This window comes from Planococcus antarcticus DSM 14505, from assembly GCF_001687565.2.
Taxonomy (GTDB): domain Bacteria; phylum Bacillota; class Bacilli; order Bacillales_A; family Planococcaceae; genus Planococcus; species Planococcus antarcticus.
Genome location: NZ_CP016534.2, coordinates 3,490,777 through 3,510,491, shown reverse-complemented (window position 1 = coordinate 3,510,491; position 19,715 = coordinate 3,490,777). Strand labels below are relative to the sequence as shown.

Annotated in this window: 22 protein-coding genes; 20 read left to right on the top strand and 2 right to left on the bottom strand. The window is 46.0% G+C overall.

Features of this window, described 5'->3' with window-relative positions; all coding sequences use genetic code 11:
• The first annotated feature begins 8 nt into the window (after positions 1-8).
• The 17 genes from phnE (BBH88_RS17220) (at position 9) to lpdA (ending at position 15,531) form a co-directional block, all read left to right on the top strand.
• On the top strand, positions 9-797 hold the full coding sequence (gene phnE / locus BBH88_RS17220) for a phosphonate ABC transporter, permease protein PhnE (RefSeq protein ID WP_006828403.1): 789 nt from the start codon (positions 9-11) through the stop codon (positions 795-797).
• Entirely contained in the window at positions 797-1,648 is an 852-nt protein-coding gene (gene phnE / locus BBH88_RS17215; RefSeq protein ID WP_006828402.1) for a phosphonate ABC transporter, permease protein PhnE, read from the top strand. Before phnE (BBH88_RS17220) ends, phnE (BBH88_RS17215) begins: the two co-directional genes overlap by 1 nt.
• Before the next feature lie 88 nt (positions 1,649-1,736).
• Entirely contained in the window at positions 1,737-2,480 is a 744-nt protein-coding gene (locus BBH88_RS17210; protein WP_006828401.1) for an SDR family NAD(P)-dependent oxidoreductase, read from the top strand.
• Positions 2,481-2,628: 148 nt separating this feature from the next.
• Positions 2,629-3,327, top strand: coding sequence for an aspartate/glutamate racemase family protein (locus BBH88_RS17205; protein WP_065536404.1), 699 nt, complete (start codon positions 2,629-2,631; stop codon positions 3,325-3,327).
• A 357-nt stretch (positions 3,328-3,684) separates the two neighbouring features.
• The gene (locus tag BBH88_RS17195) at positions 3,685-4,371 is read left to right on the top strand and encodes a FusB/FusC family EF-G-binding protein (protein WP_006828399.1); all 687 of its coding nucleotides are present in this window, start codon (positions 3,685-3,687) and stop codon (positions 4,369-4,371) included.
• 231 nt (positions 4,372-4,602) lie between these two features.
• Entirely contained in the window at positions 4,603-5,538 is a 936-nt protein-coding gene (locus tag BBH88_RS19290) for a transposase (protein ID WP_006828398.1), read from the top strand.
• The gene (locus BBH88_RS19000) at positions 5,433-5,978 is read left to right on the top strand and encodes a transposase (protein WP_162098191.1); all 546 of its coding nucleotides are present in this window, start codon (positions 5,433-5,435) and stop codon (positions 5,976-5,978) included. Before BBH88_RS19290 ends, BBH88_RS19000 begins: the two co-directional genes overlap by 106 nt.
• Positions 5,979-6,498: 520 nt before the next feature.
• Positions 6,499-6,885 (top strand): transcriptional regulator GutM, encoded by a 387-nt coding sequence (locus BBH88_RS17180; protein WP_006828396.1) that lies wholly within the window; start codon positions 6,499-6,501, stop codon positions 6,883-6,885.
• A 12-nt stretch (positions 6,886-6,897) separates the two neighbouring features.
• Positions 6,898-7,425 (top strand): PTS glucitol/sorbitol transporter subunit IIC, encoded by a 528-nt coding sequence (gene srlA, locus BBH88_RS17175; RefSeq protein ID WP_006828395.1) that lies wholly within the window; start codon positions 6,898-6,900, stop codon positions 7,423-7,425.
• A gap of 35 nt (positions 7,426-7,460) precedes the next feature.
• Positions 7,461-8,513, top strand: a complete 1,053-nt coding sequence (gene srlE, locus BBH88_RS17170; RefSeq protein WP_006828394.1) for a PTS glucitol/sorbitol transporter subunit IIB — start codon at positions 7,461-7,463, stop codon at positions 8,511-8,513.
• Positions 8,514-8,544: 31 nt separating this feature from the next.
• Entirely contained in the window at positions 8,545-8,910 is a 366-nt protein-coding gene (locus BBH88_RS17165) for a PTS glucitol/sorbitol transporter subunit IIA (RefSeq protein WP_040851774.1), read from the top strand.
• Between the two features lie 16 nt (positions 8,911-8,926).
• Positions 8,927-10,252: an NAD(P)H-dependent oxidoreductase gene (locus tag BBH88_RS17160; RefSeq protein WP_006828392.1), complete on the top strand. Its 1,326-nt coding sequence runs from the start codon at positions 8,927-8,929 to the stop codon at positions 10,250-10,252.
• Between the two features lie 58 nt (positions 10,253-10,310).
• Positions 10,311-10,658, top strand: coding sequence for a hypothetical protein (locus BBH88_RS17155; RefSeq protein WP_006828391.1), 348 nt, complete (start codon positions 10,311-10,313; stop codon positions 10,656-10,658).
• Between the two features lie 136 nt (positions 10,659-10,794).
• Positions 10,795-11,778 (top strand): thiamine pyrophosphate-dependent dehydrogenase E1 component subunit alpha, encoded by a 984-nt coding sequence (locus BBH88_RS17150; RefSeq protein WP_006828390.1) that lies wholly within the window; start codon positions 10,795-10,797, stop codon positions 11,776-11,778.
• Positions 11,779-11,802: 24 nt separating this feature from the next.
• Positions 11,803-12,786 carry an alpha-ketoacid dehydrogenase subunit beta gene (locus BBH88_RS17145; protein ID WP_006828389.1) on the top strand — a complete coding sequence of 328 codons (984 nt, stop codon included), beginning with the start codon at positions 11,803-11,805 and terminating at the stop codon, positions 12,784-12,786.
• Between the two features lie 14 nt (positions 12,787-12,800).
• Positions 12,801-14,135, top strand: a complete 1,335-nt coding sequence (locus tag BBH88_RS17140) for a dihydrolipoamide acetyltransferase family protein (protein ID WP_006828388.1) — start codon at positions 12,801-12,803, stop codon at positions 14,133-14,135.
• A gap of 13 nt (positions 14,136-14,148) precedes the next feature.
• Positions 14,149-15,531: a dihydrolipoyl dehydrogenase gene (gene lpdA, locus BBH88_RS17135; RefSeq protein ID WP_065536405.1), complete on the top strand. Its 1,383-nt coding sequence runs from the start codon at positions 14,149-14,151 to the stop codon at positions 15,529-15,531.
• Positions 15,532-15,656: 125 nt separating this feature from the next.
• Here the strand turns inward: lpdA and BBH88_RS17130 are convergent, their stop codons facing one another.
• Together BBH88_RS17130 and BBH88_RS17125 are read right to left on the bottom strand one after the other, a co-directional pair.
• Positions 15,657-16,616, bottom strand: coding sequence for a sugar-binding transcriptional regulator (locus tag BBH88_RS17130; protein WP_006828386.1), 960 nt, complete (start codon positions 16,614-16,616; stop codon positions 15,657-15,659).
• Positions 16,617-17,088: 472 nt separating this feature from the next.
• Positions 17,089-17,445, bottom strand: coding sequence for a hypothetical protein (locus BBH88_RS17125; protein ID WP_065536406.1), 357 nt, complete (start codon positions 17,443-17,445; stop codon positions 17,089-17,091).
• 257 nt (positions 17,446-17,702) lie between these two features.
• Here BBH88_RS17125 and BBH88_RS17120 point away from each other — a divergent pair, with 257 nt between their 5' ends.
• The 3 genes from BBH88_RS17120 to BBH88_RS17110 are packed head-to-tail and all read left to right on the top strand — an operon-like array spanning position 17,703 to position 19,665.
• Positions 17,703-18,272 carry a bifunctional transcriptional activator/DNA repair enzyme AdaA gene (locus BBH88_RS17120; protein ID WP_006828384.1) on the top strand — a complete coding sequence of 190 codons (570 nt, stop codon included), beginning with the start codon at positions 17,703-17,705 and terminating at the stop codon, positions 18,270-18,272.
• Positions 18,269-19,165 (top strand): DNA-3-methyladenine glycosylase family protein, encoded by an 897-nt coding sequence (locus BBH88_RS17115; protein WP_065536407.1) that lies wholly within the window; start codon positions 18,269-18,271, stop codon positions 19,163-19,165. Before BBH88_RS17120 ends, BBH88_RS17115 begins: the two co-directional genes overlap by 4 nt.
• Positions 19,162-19,665, top strand: a complete 504-nt coding sequence (locus tag BBH88_RS17110; RefSeq protein ID WP_006828382.1) for a methylated-DNA--[protein]-cysteine S-methyltransferase — start codon at positions 19,162-19,164, stop codon at positions 19,663-19,665. The genes BBH88_RS17115 and BBH88_RS17110 overlap by 4 nt, the downstream gene beginning before the upstream one ends.
• Positions 19,666-19,715: the final 50 nt, after the last annotated feature.

Below are 19,715 nucleotides of genomic sequence, written 5' to 3'. Positions count from 1 at the left end.
TAATTATAGTGAATGAAAAAACAATGAAAGTCAGCAGGAAATGGCAAACGATTTTTTTTATTCTGCTAATTAGTGGAATGACTCTCGCATCCTCTGCCATTACCGGATTCAACATTGTTCATGGCATCGCTACTTTTCCAAAAGCCATTACATGGATTTTCTCGAATCTTTTGATTAGCCAAGAGACATGGGGACGTCTCCCGACGATTTTGGAGAAATTGCTGGAAACCATCTTGATGTCAATTGCAGCAACCACTACAGGAACTGCCGTCGCATTCTTCTTAGGCTTGATGGGATCGAAAACGACAGGGACCAGCAAAGCTCTTGGTGTATTAGCACGGTTTGTTGCATCGGTATCACGTAATATCCCGGTCGTGGCTTGGGCATTGATTCTCCTGCTGTCATTCGGACAGAACTCGGTGACTGGATACTTGGCTTTGTTCGTCGGGTCTGTCGGATTTCTAACAAGAGCTTTTATCGAATCCATAGACGAAGCAAGTCAAAGTGCGGTTGAAGCTCTGCGGGCAACCGGTGCGACGTACTTCCAAATTGTCTTTAAAGCGGTTGTGCCACAATGTCTGCCACAGATGGTCAGCTGGATTCTGTTTATGATTGAAACCAACATCCGCAGTGCGACTTTAGTGGGCATTTTAACCGGCACCGGAATCGGCTACACATTTGATTTGTATTACAAAACATTGAACTACAATGCTGTCGCCTTGGTTACGTTCAGTATCATTCTTGCAGTGATTGTCATCGAGCTGATGTCAAATTATATCAGGAAGGTGATTATTTAATGGAAGCAAGTCCATACATTAAACGTCAAGCCAACGGTCGGATAGCGATTAAGATGGGAAGCAAGTCAGAACGCGTCATGGCATGGACGATCACGCTGCTTGTTGCCTTGACGGTCGCCGCATTTGTGTTCTTCGATTACACCGGACTTGATTTGTCTAAAGCCATCCCAGAAACTTTTTACAATTTAAAAACGATGTTCCTGGAACCCGCACTCTCCCATTTCACTTGGGGACAGGCATTCTATCAGTTGGGTGTCACGTTAGGTTTGGCATTTTTATCGACGATACTTGGAGCCGGTATTGCGTTTTTTCTGGCATTAATGGCAGCATCGAATTTGTCAAAAGCCTGGATTTCAAAAACAGTGCGCATCGTTGTCGCCTTTATCCGTGCAGTTCCGACTGTACTGTGGGTATTGATTTTTGCCATTGCAGCAGGATTGGGCAGTGAGGCGGCAGTGCTCGGCATGCTGTTTCATTCGATCGCCTACTTGGTCAAGGCTTTTTCAGAAGCGTTCGAAGAAGTGGATCAAGGTACTATTGAAGCCTTACGCGCAACTGGAGCAAACTGGTGGCATATCGTTGTACACGCGGTTCTGCCGTCGACCTTTACTTATCTGTTGTCCTGGACATTCCTTCGTTTTGAAATCAATTTTTCAGTTGCGGTAGCCATGGGGGCGGCGGCAGGAGCAGGCGGAATCGGCTTTGAATTGTTCATGGCTTCAGGATTCTATTTCGATTTGCGCGAAGTAGGAATGATTACATATATGATATTGATTTTTGCCATCGTTTTGGAAATTTTTTCAACAAAAATGAAGGAACGTTATTTCCCAGCGGCCAAATCAGCCAGTTGAATCTTTATCTCTGGTTAAGTTGTAATACTCAGACGATTGCTGTTTAATAGAGGGTGAGAGAATTTTCCAATATGAGGAGGTAGAACAAATGGAATTAGCAGGAAAAGTGGCAATTGTAACAGGTGGGGCATCTGGTATCGGCTTGGCAACAGCGAAAGCGTTTCTTAAAAAAGGAGCGAAAGTGGTAATTGCTGATTTTAATGACGAAGGCGGCAAGCAAGCTGAACAGCAGCTGAAGCAAGGAGACGTCGAAGTGGTTTTCGTTCACGTCGATGTAGCCAGCGAAACATCGGTTGAACAATTAGTTGCGACAACAGTTGAGCATTACGGAAGAGTTGACATCATGATCAACAATGCGGGTGTCGGGGTACTTGGTGTCACCCACGAGTTGACGTATGAAGACTATCACAAGGTCATCTCCGTCAACCAGGACGGCGTCTTTTTCGGCGCTAAACACGCCATTAAAAACATGCTGAAGAATGGTGACGGCGGCGTCATCATCAACACATCTTCAATTCTTGGATCTGTCGGTGAAGGCGGGGCATTTGCCTATAATGCAACTAAAGGTGCCGTGAACCTAATGACCAAATCACTGGCATTGCAATATGCCGAGCATAAAATCCGTGTTAATGCAGTAGCTCCTGGTTATGTGGAATCCGGTATGGTCAGCAAAGAGGCTTTAGGCGATTTTTATGACGCACTGGTGGATAGACACCCTGTCGGCAGACTCGGTCAGCCGGAAGAAATTGCACATGCCATGGTTTTCTTGGTTGAAAATGAGTTTGTTACTGGCACTACGTTAATGGTCGACGGCGGATATACCGCTCAGTAATGAAAGAAAGAAAAAGAGCTGCTGCGTGCAGCTCTTTTTTTACTGGAAAGTTTTATTTCTGCTCATTAGGGAATTTCCCAATAAGATTGTTTTATTAAATGAGGAGCGACTGTCAGAAAAGGAAAGCTGAATCGAAAGGGGGAGCAATATGAAGAAGCTAGGAATGATCGGGGGTACAGGACCCGAGTCAACTGTAGACTATTACCAAACCATTATCAAAATGTTCCAGGAACGGACAGGAAGCCAGGAAAGCCTGCCGGAACTGCTGATCTATAGCATCAATATGTACAAAATATTCGACTTGCTCCAGAGTGGACAGGAAGAAGAACTGACGGAATATTTGGCTGCAGCCGTACTGAGCTTGGAAAGAGCAGGGGCGGATTTCGCGGTCATTTCAGCCAATACGCCGCATATCGTCTTTGACAGGGTTCAACAGAAAGTGAACATTCCGATGATCAGTATTGTTGAAGCGACATACCGCAAAGCCAAAAATCTAAGGCTTCAAAAAATTGGTTTGCTGGGAACCCAATTCACCATGGAAAACGATTTTTTAAAAGGGCCATTCACCGCAAACGGCCAAGAAGTTTTCGTGCCAGACGAAGATGAACAGCAATTTATTCATGGGAAAATCGTTGGAGAGTTAGAAAAGGGAATCGTTAAAGAAGAAACGAAAAAGGCATTTCTAGCTATCTCTGGACGGATGATCGAGCAGCACCAGATCGAAGGGTTGATCCTCGGCTGCACCGAATTCCCAATGATCTTTAAACCAGAAGACCTGGATATTCCTCAATTGAACACAGTGGAGATTCATGTTGATGAGATTATTAAAATGATTCTGGAAGACTGAACATAGAAGTCAACAAACCTACTGCTGAAATAACCGTTCCGATCAAGGGACGGTTATTTTTCGATCCAGCTTTTTGCCAGCAGACCTGGCGAAAATTTGCGGGATGGAAAACAAACATGGGATAAAGTATGATAAAACCATAAGCTAAACTCTTGCCTTTGAAGGAGAGGATATCAGATGACAACCGCAGTTCAATTGTCAATGTTAGACAAAACTCATGCAAAGCCGGTTTTGAAGTGGCGATACTTTGCATGGAATGCAAGCAAGCTCTAATCGCTCCCGCAAAACACTACCGTTCTTCGCGCCCTGCTTTTTTCCTTATACACGAAGCTAAAAAAACATAAGGAGTGGGTTTACATGATCCATGTAAAAGAAACAAATCAGAACAGTGACAGCACAGCGGACAATCCGAAAGCTTTTATCCGGAACGACCAATACAATTTCATCATGGACCAGACAAAAATCCTTGTTGCAGGACAGACCAGCACGAATGATGCGGAGGTATTAAATGTTCTGCGGCATCTCGCGCACGAGAAAGTCCATAAGCTGTTCCCATCACTTACTGAGCAGCAAAGGAAAATTCTTCAGCCATTGGTGCAGGTAAGGGAACGCAGCGATGCGGAAGTGTTTTTGGAACGGCTTCAGCCCTACATCATTCCATTTAAAGCAGTCACTGAGCAGGGATTAAAAAAGTTATTTCCCAAAGCAAAAAAGCTGAAAGGCCCGAAGCTTGAGAATATCAACTTTAGCAGGACTTCCTACTTAGCCTGGACGGAAAGTTCCAATCTAATGTATTTGGTGTCTGATGAAAATGGCCAGCTGATTGGCGTTCAAGGCAGCTTTTCGCTTAGCGGAAAGCAAGGCATTTGCCGGCTGTGCAATCGCCATAGCCGTGTCGGCATGTTCGTTGCTAAAACCAAAAGCTCGGGGCAGGACCAGTTTATCAAGCGTGGCAACTATATTTGTCAGGACGCTGAAGCCTGTAACGAAAATATTAAAGCACTGGACCGCCTAAACGAATTTATCGGCCAGTTCCAGAACTAAGCAAACCACTCAAGAACCGCTCCTAAAAGTTGTGTACAACGACTTTAGGGGGCGGTTCTTTTTTCTGGCTAAATAAGTTGAACTAGTGAATATTCATAATCGATATTCCACAAACCAGCTCCGCTTGCCGCGGGCGAGCGCCAAGCCCATAGCTGTCAACTTAAGAAAAAGGAGTAACTTCTCTCGAAAGATGGTATGGAAGACTCCCCATCAATGAGAGGAGTTTTTTCTATGGTAGCTCAAGTCACTCCCAACTACCTCAACCCGTTATTTGCATTTCTTGAACCGGAAAAGGTGGATGCCCTCGCCAAAGAAACGGGGTTCATCCAACGGAAAAGAAAATGGACCGCCAGCGATTTTCTGTCGTTGCTTTTTCAGGTTCATGGGAATTTGATCGACCCTAGCTTGCAAGAACTCAGCACCAAGCTCCTTTCCAAACAGGAAATCGCGATCAGCCGTACGGCAGTGGATCAGAAATTCACCGGAAAAGCTGTCCACTTTCTTCAGCGATTAGTAGAAGAACTGTTCTTGATTCAGCAACAGCTTCTACTCGCTAAGCATGCGTTCGCAACGGACTGTCCTTTCACCAGCTTACGGGTCTTAGATGCGACGCACATCCATGTGCCCAATTCCCTGAAAGCCCGCGCCAAAAAAACACGCCAGACTTCAGTGAAAATCCAACACGAATTTGATGTATTGACAGGACGGCTTACCTTTTTGCGCGTCGATCTTGAAAACGTCAACGACACCGTCATGGGAGCGAAACGGGTGCCGTTTCTTGATGAACAAGAATTGTGCCTACAAGATCTCGGCTATTTCCATTTTCAGGTGTTCGAACGGATTCATGAAAAAACAACTACTTCCTCACGAAGTTTCGGAACGACGCTTATTTGGCCTATCAAAATTCGTTTCCTGATCATCATCCGGATGGATCCGTCGTTAAGAGTAGCGAGTATCAGCGCATTGAGCTCGTTCAGCTCTGCGAGAAAATGGCGCCGGGGGAAACCTTGGAACTTGAACAAGTCTACTTTGGTCGAGATGCTCATTTTCCGGCACGGTGTGTGCTGTTCTCCCAAAGCGACGAACAGAAACAAAAACGCCTGCAAAAGCTTCAGCGACGGGCATCAAAAACGGGGAAAAAGCCCAAGCAACTGGTCCACGATTTAGCCGGTATGACGGGGTATATGACCAACTTGCCTGAACCTGTTTCAGGTTCGCAGCTTGTCGAATTGTATCGGCTGCGTTGGCAAATTGAATTGAATTTCAAAGCGATGAAATCTTATCTGGAAATCGATCATTTCCGATTGGTCAAACAGGAACGTTGGCTCTGCCATTTCTATGCCACGTTACTCGTTTTTCTTTTGAGCCAATTGTTTGCTTATCAAATCCGGAATACGATTTGGGAAGAAGAAGAGAAAGAAATCAGTGAAACCATCGCGATTCGAAGTATCGCCTGTGAATTTTTGGCGCAAATGTACGAAGCCATCAAACAAAAAAAGAAGACGCTTCTAAGCTTTGTCCCCTTGATTACCCAATTACTCATCAGGAGCGCACGGAAGCCGAATTCCGCTAAAGGGACTGCCTTAAAACGCCTTCAATTCACTTAGAACAATCCAACAAACGCCTCCTAAAAAAAGGGGGGTTATTTGGCGTTCTTAGGTATCTCCATTTCCGCAATCCTCCAAGTTCAAACCCTTCCCCCACACAATTTTATCGCCAACATTCTACGTCATTTCTTAAGTTGACAGCTATGGAGCGCCAAGCCTCCTCAGTCGAGCGGGGTCTCAGCTGTCTCGCTATCCCGCAGGCGTCTCTGCTGTTTTGCTCCATATCGAGAAATATCTTAGCGGAGCCATGCCCAAAGCGACCGAAGCGATTTTCAATAGGATACTTCTTTCAACTCGACTGGGATGAAGAAACGAAGAAGTGTCTCTAGGCTTCGCTTTTGAGTCCATAATGGGCCTGGAAGCGAAGCCGTTTTGCGGGATATTTACAAGAGCATAATATCTTTTATAAATAAATAGAATTTTCTTTCAATTAACTGTTGATTTATAATGTAAGCGCTTTTATAATAAGGTTAATACCAAATGTCACGTCGCTGAACAAATGTAAAGGGGGGCGAAAAGTATGTGGGGATGGTTCATTGTTGTGTTTGCCGCAGTGTGGCTGCTTCAGCTTTGGATGGCCAAAGCGCAGCTGAAAAACTACCATGGCACGATTAGAAAGTTAAGCAGAAGGCCATCGGGATATTTAGGGGTGGGAATTCAGAAACAAAAGCTTGGAATAGGTGCAATAGCAATTGTCGTAGTAGATGAAGCAGGAACTGTCGTCGACAGCCAGTTGATGCGAGGTGTGACCGTCTTCAGCCGTTTTGAACCGTTTACAAAATATATCAACCTGCCACTGGACACATTACAGATAAAACTTGGAGAAGAGCCAGTAGACTTGGCTTTTAAGATGGCAATTGAAAAAATAGAGGCCCAAATGAACGAGAAGACCAATCTAGCGGTATAAGGAGGAAGAAAAATGGATTTTTTAGTTAGATTAGCAGAAGGGTTTATAGGAATGTTCCAAGCAGGTGGCGATATATTTGTAGGTCTAGTGACCGGAATTATCCCGTTGCTTATTGTTCTGATCACCGCCGTCAATGCCTTTATCCGACTAGTAGGAGAAGAGCGCATCAACCGTCTTGCCCGTAAAAGTACAAAATACATGATTTTGCGTTACACACTGTTTCCTGTTTTAGCGGTTTTCTTCCTAACCAATCCGATGGCCTATACTTTCGGAAAGTTTTTACCAGAAAAGCAGAAGCCGGCATTCTATGATTCAGCTGTCTCCTTTGTCCACCCGATTACAGGATTGTTTCCACATGCCAATCCCGCTGAGTTATTTGTTTACTTGGGGATTTCCGCAGGCATCACACAATTAGGCTTTTCACTGGGGCCATTAGCGATCCGTTTCTTTATCGTAGGGGTAATCGTGATTCTGATACGGGGCATCGTTACAGAAATCATAACGGTCCGTATGATGAAAGCGCGTGGCATGGAAGTCTAATCATTCGAGTGGTTTAAAAAAGGGAGGCAATGGAAATGAGCAATATTGACAAGCCATTGAACTATAAACCAGTGAGCATAACGAAAGGCAGAGGCGGCTGGGGCGGTCCACTGACCATTCGGCCAAATGAAGAAAAACGCTATATTGTGTCTGTAACAGGCGGCGGGATTCATCCGATCGCAGAGGAAATTGCGGAGCTGACCGGCGCCGAAGCAGTGGATGGCTTTAAGGGCGCGTATGGTAAAGAAACCATGGCCTGTGTCGTTATCGATTGCGGGGGAACCGCACGCTGCGGTGTTTACCCGAAAATGAACGTTCTGACTGTCAACGTCAATGCGACATCGCCATCAGGACCATTAATGAAGTTCATCAATGAAGAAAATTTTGTTTCCGGAGTCAAGCATGAAAACATTAAGGCAGTGGCAGCTCCTTACGAAGATCAGGATGCTGTAGAGGATGCGGTCGAAAAAGTAGAAAGTCCTGCAGCACGTGACAAGACGCCGCAGCAAATAAAGGATGAAGCAAAGCAGAAGGCATCTGGCTACCAGAAGCCGAAAAAAATGAACATCATTGAAAAAATCGGCCGTGGAGCGGGTAAAGTGGTCGGTATTTTCTATCAGGCCGGCCGAGAAACGATTGATCAAGTATTGAAGAATATTTTGCCATTCATGGCATTTGTCAGTATGTTGATCGGGATCATTGTCTATACCGGAATCGGTGACTTGATTGCCAACTTTGTCTCCCCATTAGCCGGAAATATTGGTGGCTTGCTGATCCTGTCAGTTATTTGTGCATTGCCGATCTTATCGCCTTTACTTGGACCCGGGGCCGTTATTGCGCAGGTAGTTGGAGTTTTAATCGGCGTGGAAATTGGACGCGGAAATATCCCGCCGGAATTGGCGCTGCCTGCCCTGTTTGCCATCAATCCGCAGGTTGGTGCAGATTTCGTGCCGGTTGGCCTGACTTTAGGAGAAGCAGAGCCGGAAACGATAGAAGTTGGGGTCCCCGCGGTCTTGCTGTCACGAGTTATAACAGGTCCATTGGCAGTAGTCATTGCATATCTGTTCAGTTTTGGACTATACAGCTGACAAATAAGGGGGAAATCAAGTGGAGGATATTATGACAAAAAAATATGAAGCGAAAATAATTGAAATTGGTAAAGAAGTAGAAATCTTCATTGAAGAAAATATGCTGGTCATTTTTAACGATACCGTTCCTGAATCGCTGCGGTCAATTGGTGTCATCCATGAGCGGGCGGATCTTCTAGAGAAGATCGAAGTTGGAGACGTACTGGAAATCAATGGACAGCAATATGAGATTTTATTCGTGGGAAGCAAAGTCAATGATACCCTGGAAGAAATCGGCCATTGCACCATCGCCTTTAATGGAGAAACAGATGCCAGCTTGCCGGGAACCATGTGTGTGGAAAAAAAAGCGTTGCCCGAACTAAAGGTCGGTTCCGCTATTCGCATTATAAAGTGTTAAAAGAGGAGGTTGGCTCATGCTGGGAATAAATAGAAAACTCGAAGAACTTGAGCGAAATGGCGATATCATAAAAGTCGGACTAGTCGGAGCTGGCCAAATGGGAAGAGGAATGATTTCCCAGATTGAGAGCATGGCTGGTATGCGCGTAGTCATCACTGCGGATATTCAAATCGACAATGTTACCAATGCGTATGTGAAATCAGGGATTTCGGCTGATCATGTCCTACAAACCAATAGCGCACAACAAGCGGCAACGGCTGTCAAGGAAGGAAAGGTAGTCGCAACAACAGACGCACAGCTAGTGACTTCGTTGTCGGAAGTTGACGTTGTCGTCGACGCTACGGGAGTCCCCAACATCGGAGCGAAAATTGCCTGGGATGCTATCCTGAATCGCAAGCATATTGTCATGCTGAACGTAGAGGCTGACGTTACGGTAGGGGTTATTCTGAAGAAAATGGCAGATGCCAGTGGAGTGGTCTATACGGGGTCGGCGGGCGATGAACCTGGAGCCATCATGGAATTGTTCGATTTTGCCGATGCACTCGGGTTTGAAGTTGTTGCTCTTGGAAAAGGCAAGAATAACCCGCTCAATCTAAATGCAAATCCTGACACGGCAGCGGAAGAAGCAACTCGAAAAGGGGCAAGCCCGAAAATGCTAGCTTCTTTCCAAGACGGCACGAAAACGATGGTCGAGATGACTGCAGTAGCCAATGCGACAGGATTTTTACCTGATAAACCGGGCATGCACGGCTTTGTCAGCGATGTGAAAGGACTACCAGAAATCTTTAAATTGAAAGAAGATGGTGGAGAGGTCAGCAACAAAAAAATCGTTGAGTATATCAATGGCATCGCACCAGGCGTATTTGCGATTATCGCTTCTGAGAAAGAAGAAGTAAATCACGAATTGAAGTATTTGAGCATGGGGGAAGGGCCGAATTATGTGCTTTACCGCCCATATCATCTAACCAGTCTGGAAACACCGATTTCCATCGCGCGTGCCTATATCTACAAAGAAGCAACAATTGCACCTTGGCACGGGCTTCAAGCAGAAACGGTGACAGTAGCGAAGACCGATTTGGCAGCGGGCGATTTTCTGGACAGCATCGGAGGATTTACGGTATACGGACATATACTGACAGCCCCGGATGCTCGTGCCAAAAGAGCATTGCCGCTGGGGTTGGTTGATCAAAATGTCCGTTTAAAGCGAGATATCAAAAAAGGTGAAATCGTAAGTTATGATGATGTCGAACAAACCAGAGATTCGACGATCTGGCGTCTGCGCCGCATGCAAGATGACACATTTAAAGCGGGAACTGAAAAGGAGCTATCGGTGAAAGCATAGTCCATCCAATCTCATGTAGAGGAAAAACCCAATCAAAGAAATAAGAAGGTGTCCAAGCATGGAAATTAAAACTATGGAAGCGGCTTTATTCTGCAACCATTGCAGGGAAGAAGTGAATCATGAAATCACCTATATTAACGACGATATAAAAAGCATTCGTTGCGAGCAATGTGATAAGACCAAGCAGCTCAAGGTGGACGTCAATAAGAAGTTCTATAAAGAAGTCTACAATCGGATTTCCTCAAAGCCAACGCGGATTACTCAAGAGTACAAAGACGACTTGAGTCATCTGCTCTTGTCCATGCCCGTTCGTACGATCAGCAAACCGTACCGTTTGCTGAAAGATGTCAATGCTTCCCGAAAAATCCTTAAACAATACAAGCCCAAAAAAAGTCGGGTTAAATAGCATCTTTGTCCAAGGGCCAAACTTCTCCATAACCATTTGAGAGGGTTGGTCCTTTCAATTACTTGACTAAATAATCGAAAAATATTATATTTTACATATGTCACGATATAGAACATATGTAAAAGGAGGAAGACACATGACACAAAAACTGAAGTTGCCGCCTCACGTTAAAGAAACCGAGTTAAAGGGTTTGTATAAACAAATGTGGCTGATTCGCTTTTTCGAAGAAAAGGTCGATGAATTTTTTGCAAAAGGAATGATTCATGGAACCACTCACTTGAGTGTTGGGCAAGAAGCCTCTGCTGTCGGTTCAATCGCTGTTTTAAATGAGCAAGACAAAATTACCAGCACACATCGCGGACATGGCCATTGTATTGCTAAAGGCGCAACAGTCAACGGCATGATGGCTGAACTTTTTGGCCGAACGACGGGTTACTGCAAAGGCAAAGGCGGATCGATGCACATCGCGGATGTTGATAAAGGAAACCTTGGAGCCAACGGCATTGTAGGGGGTGGCTTTGCAATTGCTGCGGGAGCCGCGCTAACTTCACAGATGAAAGGAGCAGGCTATGTTGTATTGTGTTTTTTCGGAGACGGAGCTTCGAATGAAGGCAGCTTTCATGAAGCAATCAATTTGGCATCCATCTGGAAATTACCGGTCGTTTTTATTTGTGAAAACAATCAATACGGCATGTCGGGCCCAGTGCGGGAAATGATTAATATCGAAGACATTGCTGCACGAGCCGCAAGCTATGGCATTCCAGGAAAAGTAGTCGATGGCAATGATGTATTCGAAGTGATGAATGGCGTCAGTGAAGCGGTGGATCGAGCGCGAAATGGAGAAGGGCCTTCCATTGTCGAAGCCAAGACTTACCGCTCTAAAGGGCATTCGAAGAGTGATGCTAAAAAGTATCGAACACGAGAGGAAGAAAAAGAATGGCTCTTGCGGGATCCTATCAAGCTGATGGCTAAAGTGCTGATCGAAGAAGAAATTTTTACGCAGCAAGAAGCGGAAGAAATCAAAGCGGACGCGAAAAAGGAAGTTGAAGAGTCTGTAGAATTTGCAAAAAATAGTCCAGAGCCAACATTGGATGCTTTGATGGAAGACATTTACGCATAAGGCGGAGTAAAGGAGAATCTATGCATGAGAGAGCTGACCTATTTAGAAGCGGTAAGAGAAGCCATGAGCCAAGAAATGCGTGCCAACGAAGATGTGTTTGTATTAGGGGAAGACATCGGCGTCTATGGCGGCGCATTCGGTGTCACGCGCGGAATGATTGAAGAGTTTGGTCCGGAACGGATCCGCAATACGCCTATTTCAGAAGCAGCCATCTCAGGTACGGCAGTCGGAGCAGCATTGACGGGGATGCGGCCAATTGTGGAATTACAGTTTTCTGATTTTATGACCATTGCGATGGATAATATGGTCAATCAGGCAGCAAAAATTCGCTATATGTATGGCGGAAAAGGAAAGGTTCCGATGGTGCTTCGCACACCTGCCGGCTCGGGAACGGGGGCAGCGGCACAGCATTCGCAAAGTCTGGAAGCCTGGATGGCTCATATACCTGGCCTGAAGGTGGTTCAGCCTTCAACCGCCTATGACGCCAAAGGATTATTGAAGGCAGCGATTGACGATGACAACCCCGTCATTTTCTATGAGCATAAACTTTGCTACCCGAAAAAATCCGATGTTCCAGAAGAAGCTTATTCAATTCCACTGGGCAAAGCCGATATCAAAAAACAAGGGTCGGATGTGACAATCGTCGCTACAGCAATTATGGTCCATAAATCGCTGGAGGCGGCCGAGGAACTCCAAAAAGAAGGCATTGAGGTTGAAGTAATCGATCCGCGGACGCTTGTGCCGCTCGACATTGAAACCATTGTCCAATCCGTCAAAAAGACTGGGCGACTAGTGGTGGTCCATGAAGCGGTGAAACGCGGCGGATTCGGCGGCGAAATTGCCAGCTTGATCGCAGAAAGTGAAGCTTTCGATTATTTAGATGCACCCATCAAGCGGCTCGGCGGGAAAGCGGTCCCAATTCCTTATAACCCGGAACTGGAAAAAGCGGCGGTGCCAGTAGTGGCCGATATTGTTACGGCCGTCAAAGAAACGCTAAACCGCCTGTAGGGAGGAAAAAATAAATGGCTAAAGAAATTTTCATGCCGAAGCTGAGCAGTACCATGCAAGTCGGAACAGTACTTCAATGGTTCAAAGAAGAAGGGGACCCGGTCGAAGTAGGGGAACCGTTATTTGAAATCATGACGGATAAAATCAACATCGAAGTGGAGTCCTATGAAGACGGGGTTTTGTTGAAGCGCTATTTTGAAGAAGACGATGAAGTGCCGATCAATCATGTTGTTGGCTATATCGGTGAAGAAGGGGAAGAAGTTCCCGATTTGCCGCCTGGAGAATCCGGCGTCAGCAGCAAGCCTGTTTCCACGGAAACACCAAACCCACAACCAGAAGCCGAATTATCGGACCAACCCTCTGAAGAGCCGGAAAAAGTCCGGGCAACTCCGGCTGCCAGAAGAGTCGCCCGGGAAAGGGAAGTCCACCTCACGGAAGTCGAAGGCTCTGGTCCGAAAGGGCGGATTCACCAGGCAGACGTTGAAAGGTTTGCTCCGACTGCCACTGCCTCCGCTACCAGCGGTGTTACGCCGCTTGCTGAAAAAGTAGCAGTGGCCGAAGGAATGGACTTGCAAGAAGTTGAAGGCAGCGGTCCGCGAGGCAAAGTTTACCGTGCAGACGTAGAAAAAGCCCGGCAGCCAGCAGCTCAACCAGTCCCGCCTGCTAAGCGTGTGAAAATGGCAGGAATCCGCAAAGCCGTAGCGGACCGGATGCTCCACAGCAAGACGACTGCACCGCACGTCACTCTCAACTGTGACATTGATATGGCCGAGGTGGTGGCGATGCGCAAGCAATTGCTGGGGCCAATTGAAAAGCAGACCGGTTACCGTCTTAGCTATACTGAAATTATTTTGAAAGCGACAGCTCATGCTTTGAAGAGGCATCCAAATATTAATATTTCCCTTGAAGGCAATGAAATCATCCAGCATGACGCAATTAATATTGGAATGGCGGTAGCACTCGAAGATGGCCTGCTGGTGCCGGTCATCAAGGATGCAGACCGAAAAGGCTTGGTTGAACTTACCGTCGCCTGTAAAACAGCTGGCCAGGCAGCCAAAGATAACAAATTAAAGCCTGACGAAATGTCTGGCGGCACCTTTACCGTCAGTAATCTTGGAATGTATGCGGTCGATACGTTCAACCCGGTCATCAATCAGCCAGAATCGGCGATTCTTGGAATCGGGCGAATCCATGAAAAACCGGTCGGACTGAATGGCCAGATTGTATTGCGTCCCATGATGGGTGTCGGGCTATCATTTGATCATCGCGTGATTGACGGGGCTCCAGCGGCCGCTTTTTTGACGGACTTGAAGGCAGCGCTCGAAAATCCGTTCGAACTACTAATGTAAGGAGTAGATCCTATTGAAGACTTATGAAGTGGCAGTGGTTGGTGGTGGACCAGCAGGCTACGTAGCTGCTATCAGAGCTGCAAAGCTTGGCAGGACAGTGGCATTGGTGGAGGCGCGGGAGCTAGGCGGAACATGCCTGAATCGCGGCTGCATTCCTTCCAAAACCCTGCTGCGGCATGCCGAGGTCATCGAAAATATTAAGAAAGCCAAAAGCTGGGGCATTGAAACAGGACCCGTAACGGTATCCTTGTCCAAGATGATGAAACGCAAAGACGAAGTCATCCAAAAACTACGGACAGGCATCGCCTTTTTGATGGAGCAAGGGAAAATCGATGTCCTAAATGGCTACGGGGAAGTAGCGATGGATGGCGTCATCAGAGTGGACCAAAACGGCAACCAGCAAGCGATCAAAGCTGATAAAATCATTTTGGCTACTGGTTCGAAACCGATTGTTCCACCCATTCCGGGTTTAAGAGAAGGATACTTCCATACCAGTGATACGATTTTTAATATTACGGAAATTCCGGCATCGCTGGTCATTGTGGGCGGCGGCATCATCGGTGTAGAGTTTGCCTGTATTTTCGCTGCACTGGGCGTTCCAGTTACCATCGTTGAAATGAGTGACCGAATTGTTCCAAGTGAAGATCCACAGGCTGCAAAAGTTCTAGCGAAGTCGCTGAAAAACAAAGGGATTGCCATTTTAACATCGACCAAAGTGACGGCAGTAGATCAAGAAGGCAGTAAAGAACTGGTTCATACCGAAAACCAAAAAGGACAGAAAGAAATCCTGCAGACAGAGATGATTCTTCTGTCGGTTGGCAGATCTCCGAACACATCGGCGTTCAGTTCACTAGATTTGGCGATGAACGGGTCGTTTGTCAAAGTGGATGAATACATGGCGACTAGCTTGCCGAATGTTTACGCAGCTGGTGATTTGGTTGGAAACTGGTTACTTGCGCATGTAGCAAGTGCTGAAGGGTTGATTGCTGCATCCAATGCAGCAGGACAAAAAGAAGCAATCGATTACCACGTCGTGCCGCGCTGTGTCTACACGAGTCCCGAAATTGCGAGCGTCGGAATGACTGAAGAAGAAGCTGAGAAAAAAGGCATCTCCTTTAAAGTGGTGAAGGTGGACCATGCTGGAAATGCTAAGGCCCTTACCTTGGATGAAAAAGAAGGTTTCACCAAATTGATTGCGGACACAACATATGGAGAGATCCTAGGTGTTTCCATGGTCGGTCCTCATGTGACGGAAATGATCGCAGAACCTTCTGCCTATATGCGTTTGGAAGGAACGGTGGATGAGCTGGCATCCATGATCCATGCGCATCCGACCGTTTCGGAAAGCCTTTACGAAGCCGCGGCGTCCTGGCTTGGAAAAGGGGTTCATCATTAGAAAAGCGCTGGAGTCTGGACAATAAGTAAAGAACTAAAGTATTATACTTTCTTAGGCTAAAAAGCCGATTGGCCGGATGCATTGAGCATCGGGCCAATCGGCTTTTTTATAGTGTGTAACGGAGATCAGTTCGTTATTTTTTTCGGATGCAGCAATAAGTCTGCTGTTACGTCATCGATGACCAAAACATCTAGATAGCCGCCTTTTAACGCGGCTCTAATGCTTTCCACTTTATGTGCACCTTCGACAATACCAACAACTTGAGGTATTTTCTTAAATTCTTCCAAATCCAAGCCAATGACCAAATCATTCAACGGATGTTTAATTTGTTTACCGTCGATGTCAAAAAAACGTGATCCTATATCTCCTGCGGCACCGGCCAGCTTCAATGAATCCAAATCTTTCGGGGTCAAATACTGCATGTCGGTCATGGTCGAGCCTTCAAATGGATTACCAAGTCCGACCACTGCCATCTCTACGCCGCGTCCTTCTTTTAGGACCATCGCAATATCTTCCGACTGAATGAGGCGATCTTTCAACTCTTTTGATTCCACCATAGCGGGTGCGTAAAGATAAGCGCAATAAGAGTTCATCTTCTGCGCCAGCTGATAAGCCAAGAGATTCGAATGAATGTCCACGAACTTTCTGCCCATTCCGCCAACCAATGGGACAATTTGCAAATCACGATGCTGTTCGTAAGGATATTCTTGAACAAACTTGGACAAGGTGCTGCCCCAGGAGATCCCTAGTGATTTGATGTCTTTAATGTTCTTCGACACATAAGAGGCAGCCGCTTTTCCAAGGGCGTGTTTAACCATTTCGGTACTTAGATTGGCTGCGGGCACAACCAGTGCTTCCTGCAACTGATACGTTTTTTCCAACTGCTGCTCCAATTCCACTGTATGCGCGTTCTCGTCTTTGATATAAATTTCCACGATGCCCATTTCCCTTGCTTTGTTCAGCAGCTTTGAAATGACCGGGCGGGAAACACCCATCTTACTGGCGATTTGCGCCTGGGTTTGACCGTCGAAATAGTAGAGGTTAGCGACCTTAACGATCTGTCTGCGTTCTTCCCAATTCATCATTGTAGCACCTTCTCGTCAGAATCCGATTTGCGGCTGCAAAGCTATCTTGTAAACCGCTTTCATGTCTTTATTATACGGTCTCCAGTCTTCTTTGTATACTGCTTTAAAAGGCATGGGACGGTATGAAAAGGGGGGACGTTTGTATAATGACTCCTTTTAGTATAGTGAGTTAAAAGGATTTATTGCGACTTCTGTTTTGTTGCAGATATTCTACAATCCAGCTCCGCTTTCGACCATGATCCACGTGGAAGTTCACCGTGAAAAGGCAATCTCGAATATAAGCTTTTGCTGCGATTTTCGATTGCCTTCCAAGGCGACCCCATGAGTTGTCGGATCAATTTAAGTAAGTGGAGAACCTGACGGAAGATCTAAAAGAGTCTGGAAAGTAGGCAGCTTGTACATTAAGAAAGACTGTCTTTATCCAAACAAGATTGGACAAAGGCAGTCTTTTGTATTGAACAGGACAGAACCCTCAAAATGAATAGTGGAATAAAGCGTAATAAAGAGGACCAAGTAATGCCAACATCAAAAGACCTGAGATGATGGTCATAGAGGCAGTGCCGGCCGCTGGTTCTTCTGTAGTGACATGTGCTTTGATAAAGAAGAAAAACAGTAGATCCCATAAAACCACTGCTGCAAAGATCACTTGCCAGACAAATGGTGTGAAGATCTGATGATGGGTCACAAAACCAAACAGACCGATCCAGGCGATGACTGTGAATGCTAAGTCAATCAGGAAAATAGGGCTTCTATAGCCACCATGAACGAAAAATCCAATTGTGGACGTAGCAAGAAGTGCGGCATAAATGTACCAAAAAACTTGTATCATGAGCAGATTCCTTCTTTCATAGACATCTTACCCATTATAAAAGAAGACGGCTAGAATTAAAATTCTTCCGCTCGTGATTTTGCGGACTGAAAAGGCAAGATTGAGGATGCATGTTCGGGTCCGTAGTTATAGAATGGAGAAAACAAGGCGAAGCGGATAGCTGAAGATTGCGCTGTTCTGGGATATAATAGGACAAAGAGCTTGTAAAGAAGATGATAGAGCAACTGTACATAATTTAAGTGAAGGGAGACCAGACGATGGAGAAAATAAGTTTTTCTTTTGATGAGATGTGGAAAAAAGTCATGGCCTGTGACCGAAAATATGACGGCCTCTTTTATACGGCGGTCAAAACAACTAAGATTTTCTGCCGGCCATCCTGCAGGTCCCGGAAACCTAAAAAGATCAACGTCGATTTTTATTCGACGATAGAAGAAGCGGAAGCAAGAGGATTTCGGGCATGCAAAAGATGCCAACCCGAGACGGAATATTCACCTGATGAGGAACTTACACGCAAAGTGATGGCTTTCCTAGCGGGCAACTACCGGGAAAACATAAGCCTGCAAGACATGGCCAATCATGTCGGTATGAGTCCGTCTTATCTGGAGCGTGTGTTCAAGCAGGAAACTTCCGAAACGCCGCACTCCTCACTGGAGAAGATCCGGATCGATAAGGCGGTGCAATTATTAAAACGCACCAGCCTATCTAACTTGGAGGTGTGTTTTGAAACGGGTTTTCAAAGCCCGTCCAATTTCTACAAAATATTCCTCAAGATTAAGGCTCATTCGCCTTATGAATTCCGTAAGCTAAGCGAGCCGGTTACTTCATGAAGAAGGAGAACGATGACTTGTATATGGATATTGAAACGCCTGCTGATTTCAATTTTGCAGAATGCCTTGTTCATCTTGGCAGATCTTCACAGGAAAACCTGTATCAGCTTAACGATGGCGTCTTGACTAAATTACTGAAGCTTAACGGAAAACTCGTGCTGTTTCATGTCATTCCGGTGACTGGAGCTTTGCGTATCGAATTCCCACTCGGCTGTCCGTCTGTAGTCGAAAGAAAAATGGCTGCCGGCTACGTAGAAGATTGGTTTGATTTGAAAACGGATTTACGGGAATTTTATGCGATGGCGGAAATGGATCCGGTGTTGAGCAAAGTGGTTCAGCAATATTACGGTTTACGAATCATGGGCGTCCCAGACTTGTTTGAAGCGTTAGTATGGGCGGTTATGGGCCAGCAAATCAACCTGACTTTCGCTTATACTTTGAAGCGACGGTTTGTCGAGAATTTTGGGGAATCTCTAATCTATGAGGGAGAACGTTATTGGACGTTTCCAACTGCTGAAGCAATCGCCGTTCTTACCGTCGCTGATTTACGGGCGCTGCAGCTGACTGGCAGGAAAGCCGAATATATTTTGGGCATTGCTTCCGCGATGACAAAAGGTGATTTGAATAAGGAACAGTTACTTCAAGAACCCGACATAGAGCGTTCATTATTGAAAATTCGTGGTATTGGCGCGTGGTCGGCCAATTATGTCATGATGAAGTGCTTAAACAGTCAATCAGCGTTTCCACTGGCAGATGTTGGCTTGCACAATGCGTTGAAGGCCCAATTGAAAAAAGAGCGGAAACCAACAGTTGAAGAAATTATAGAGCTGGCGAAAAACTGGGAAGGGTGGCAGGCATATGCCACATTCTACTTATGGAGGTCTTTGTTATGAATGGACTGCATCGCGCTGAATTCCAATCTCCAATCGGCGTCGTGGAAATCATCGGAACAGAACAAGCGATCGTTTCGATCTTGTTCAGTGAAAAAGAAGAAATGGACTACCCAATCAGTCCGGACAGCCCGCAGGTCATCGTGGATTGTCAACGGCAGCTAGAAGAGTACTTCAACGGACAACGCTTGGAATTCACCATCCCTTGTCAATCGACAGGCACTGAATTCCAGCAGCAGGTGTGGTCGGCATTAACCGAGGTTCCCTATGCCGAAACCGTTTCGTACGGGGCAATTGCTAAAGCGATCGGCAGCGACAAAGCTGTGAGAGCGGTAGGGAACGCCAACAGCAAGAACAAGCTCACCATTGTCGTGCCCTGCCACCGAATCATTGGATCCAACGGCAAGCTGACAGGCTATGCCGGTACATTGACCCGGAAAGAATGGCTGCTGCGCCATGAAAAAGAGGTTGGCAAAAATACTCCGCCCGCCAATAAGACATAATAAAAACCCAGCTAATCAAAATTAGCTGGGTTTTAAAATGCAATTATATA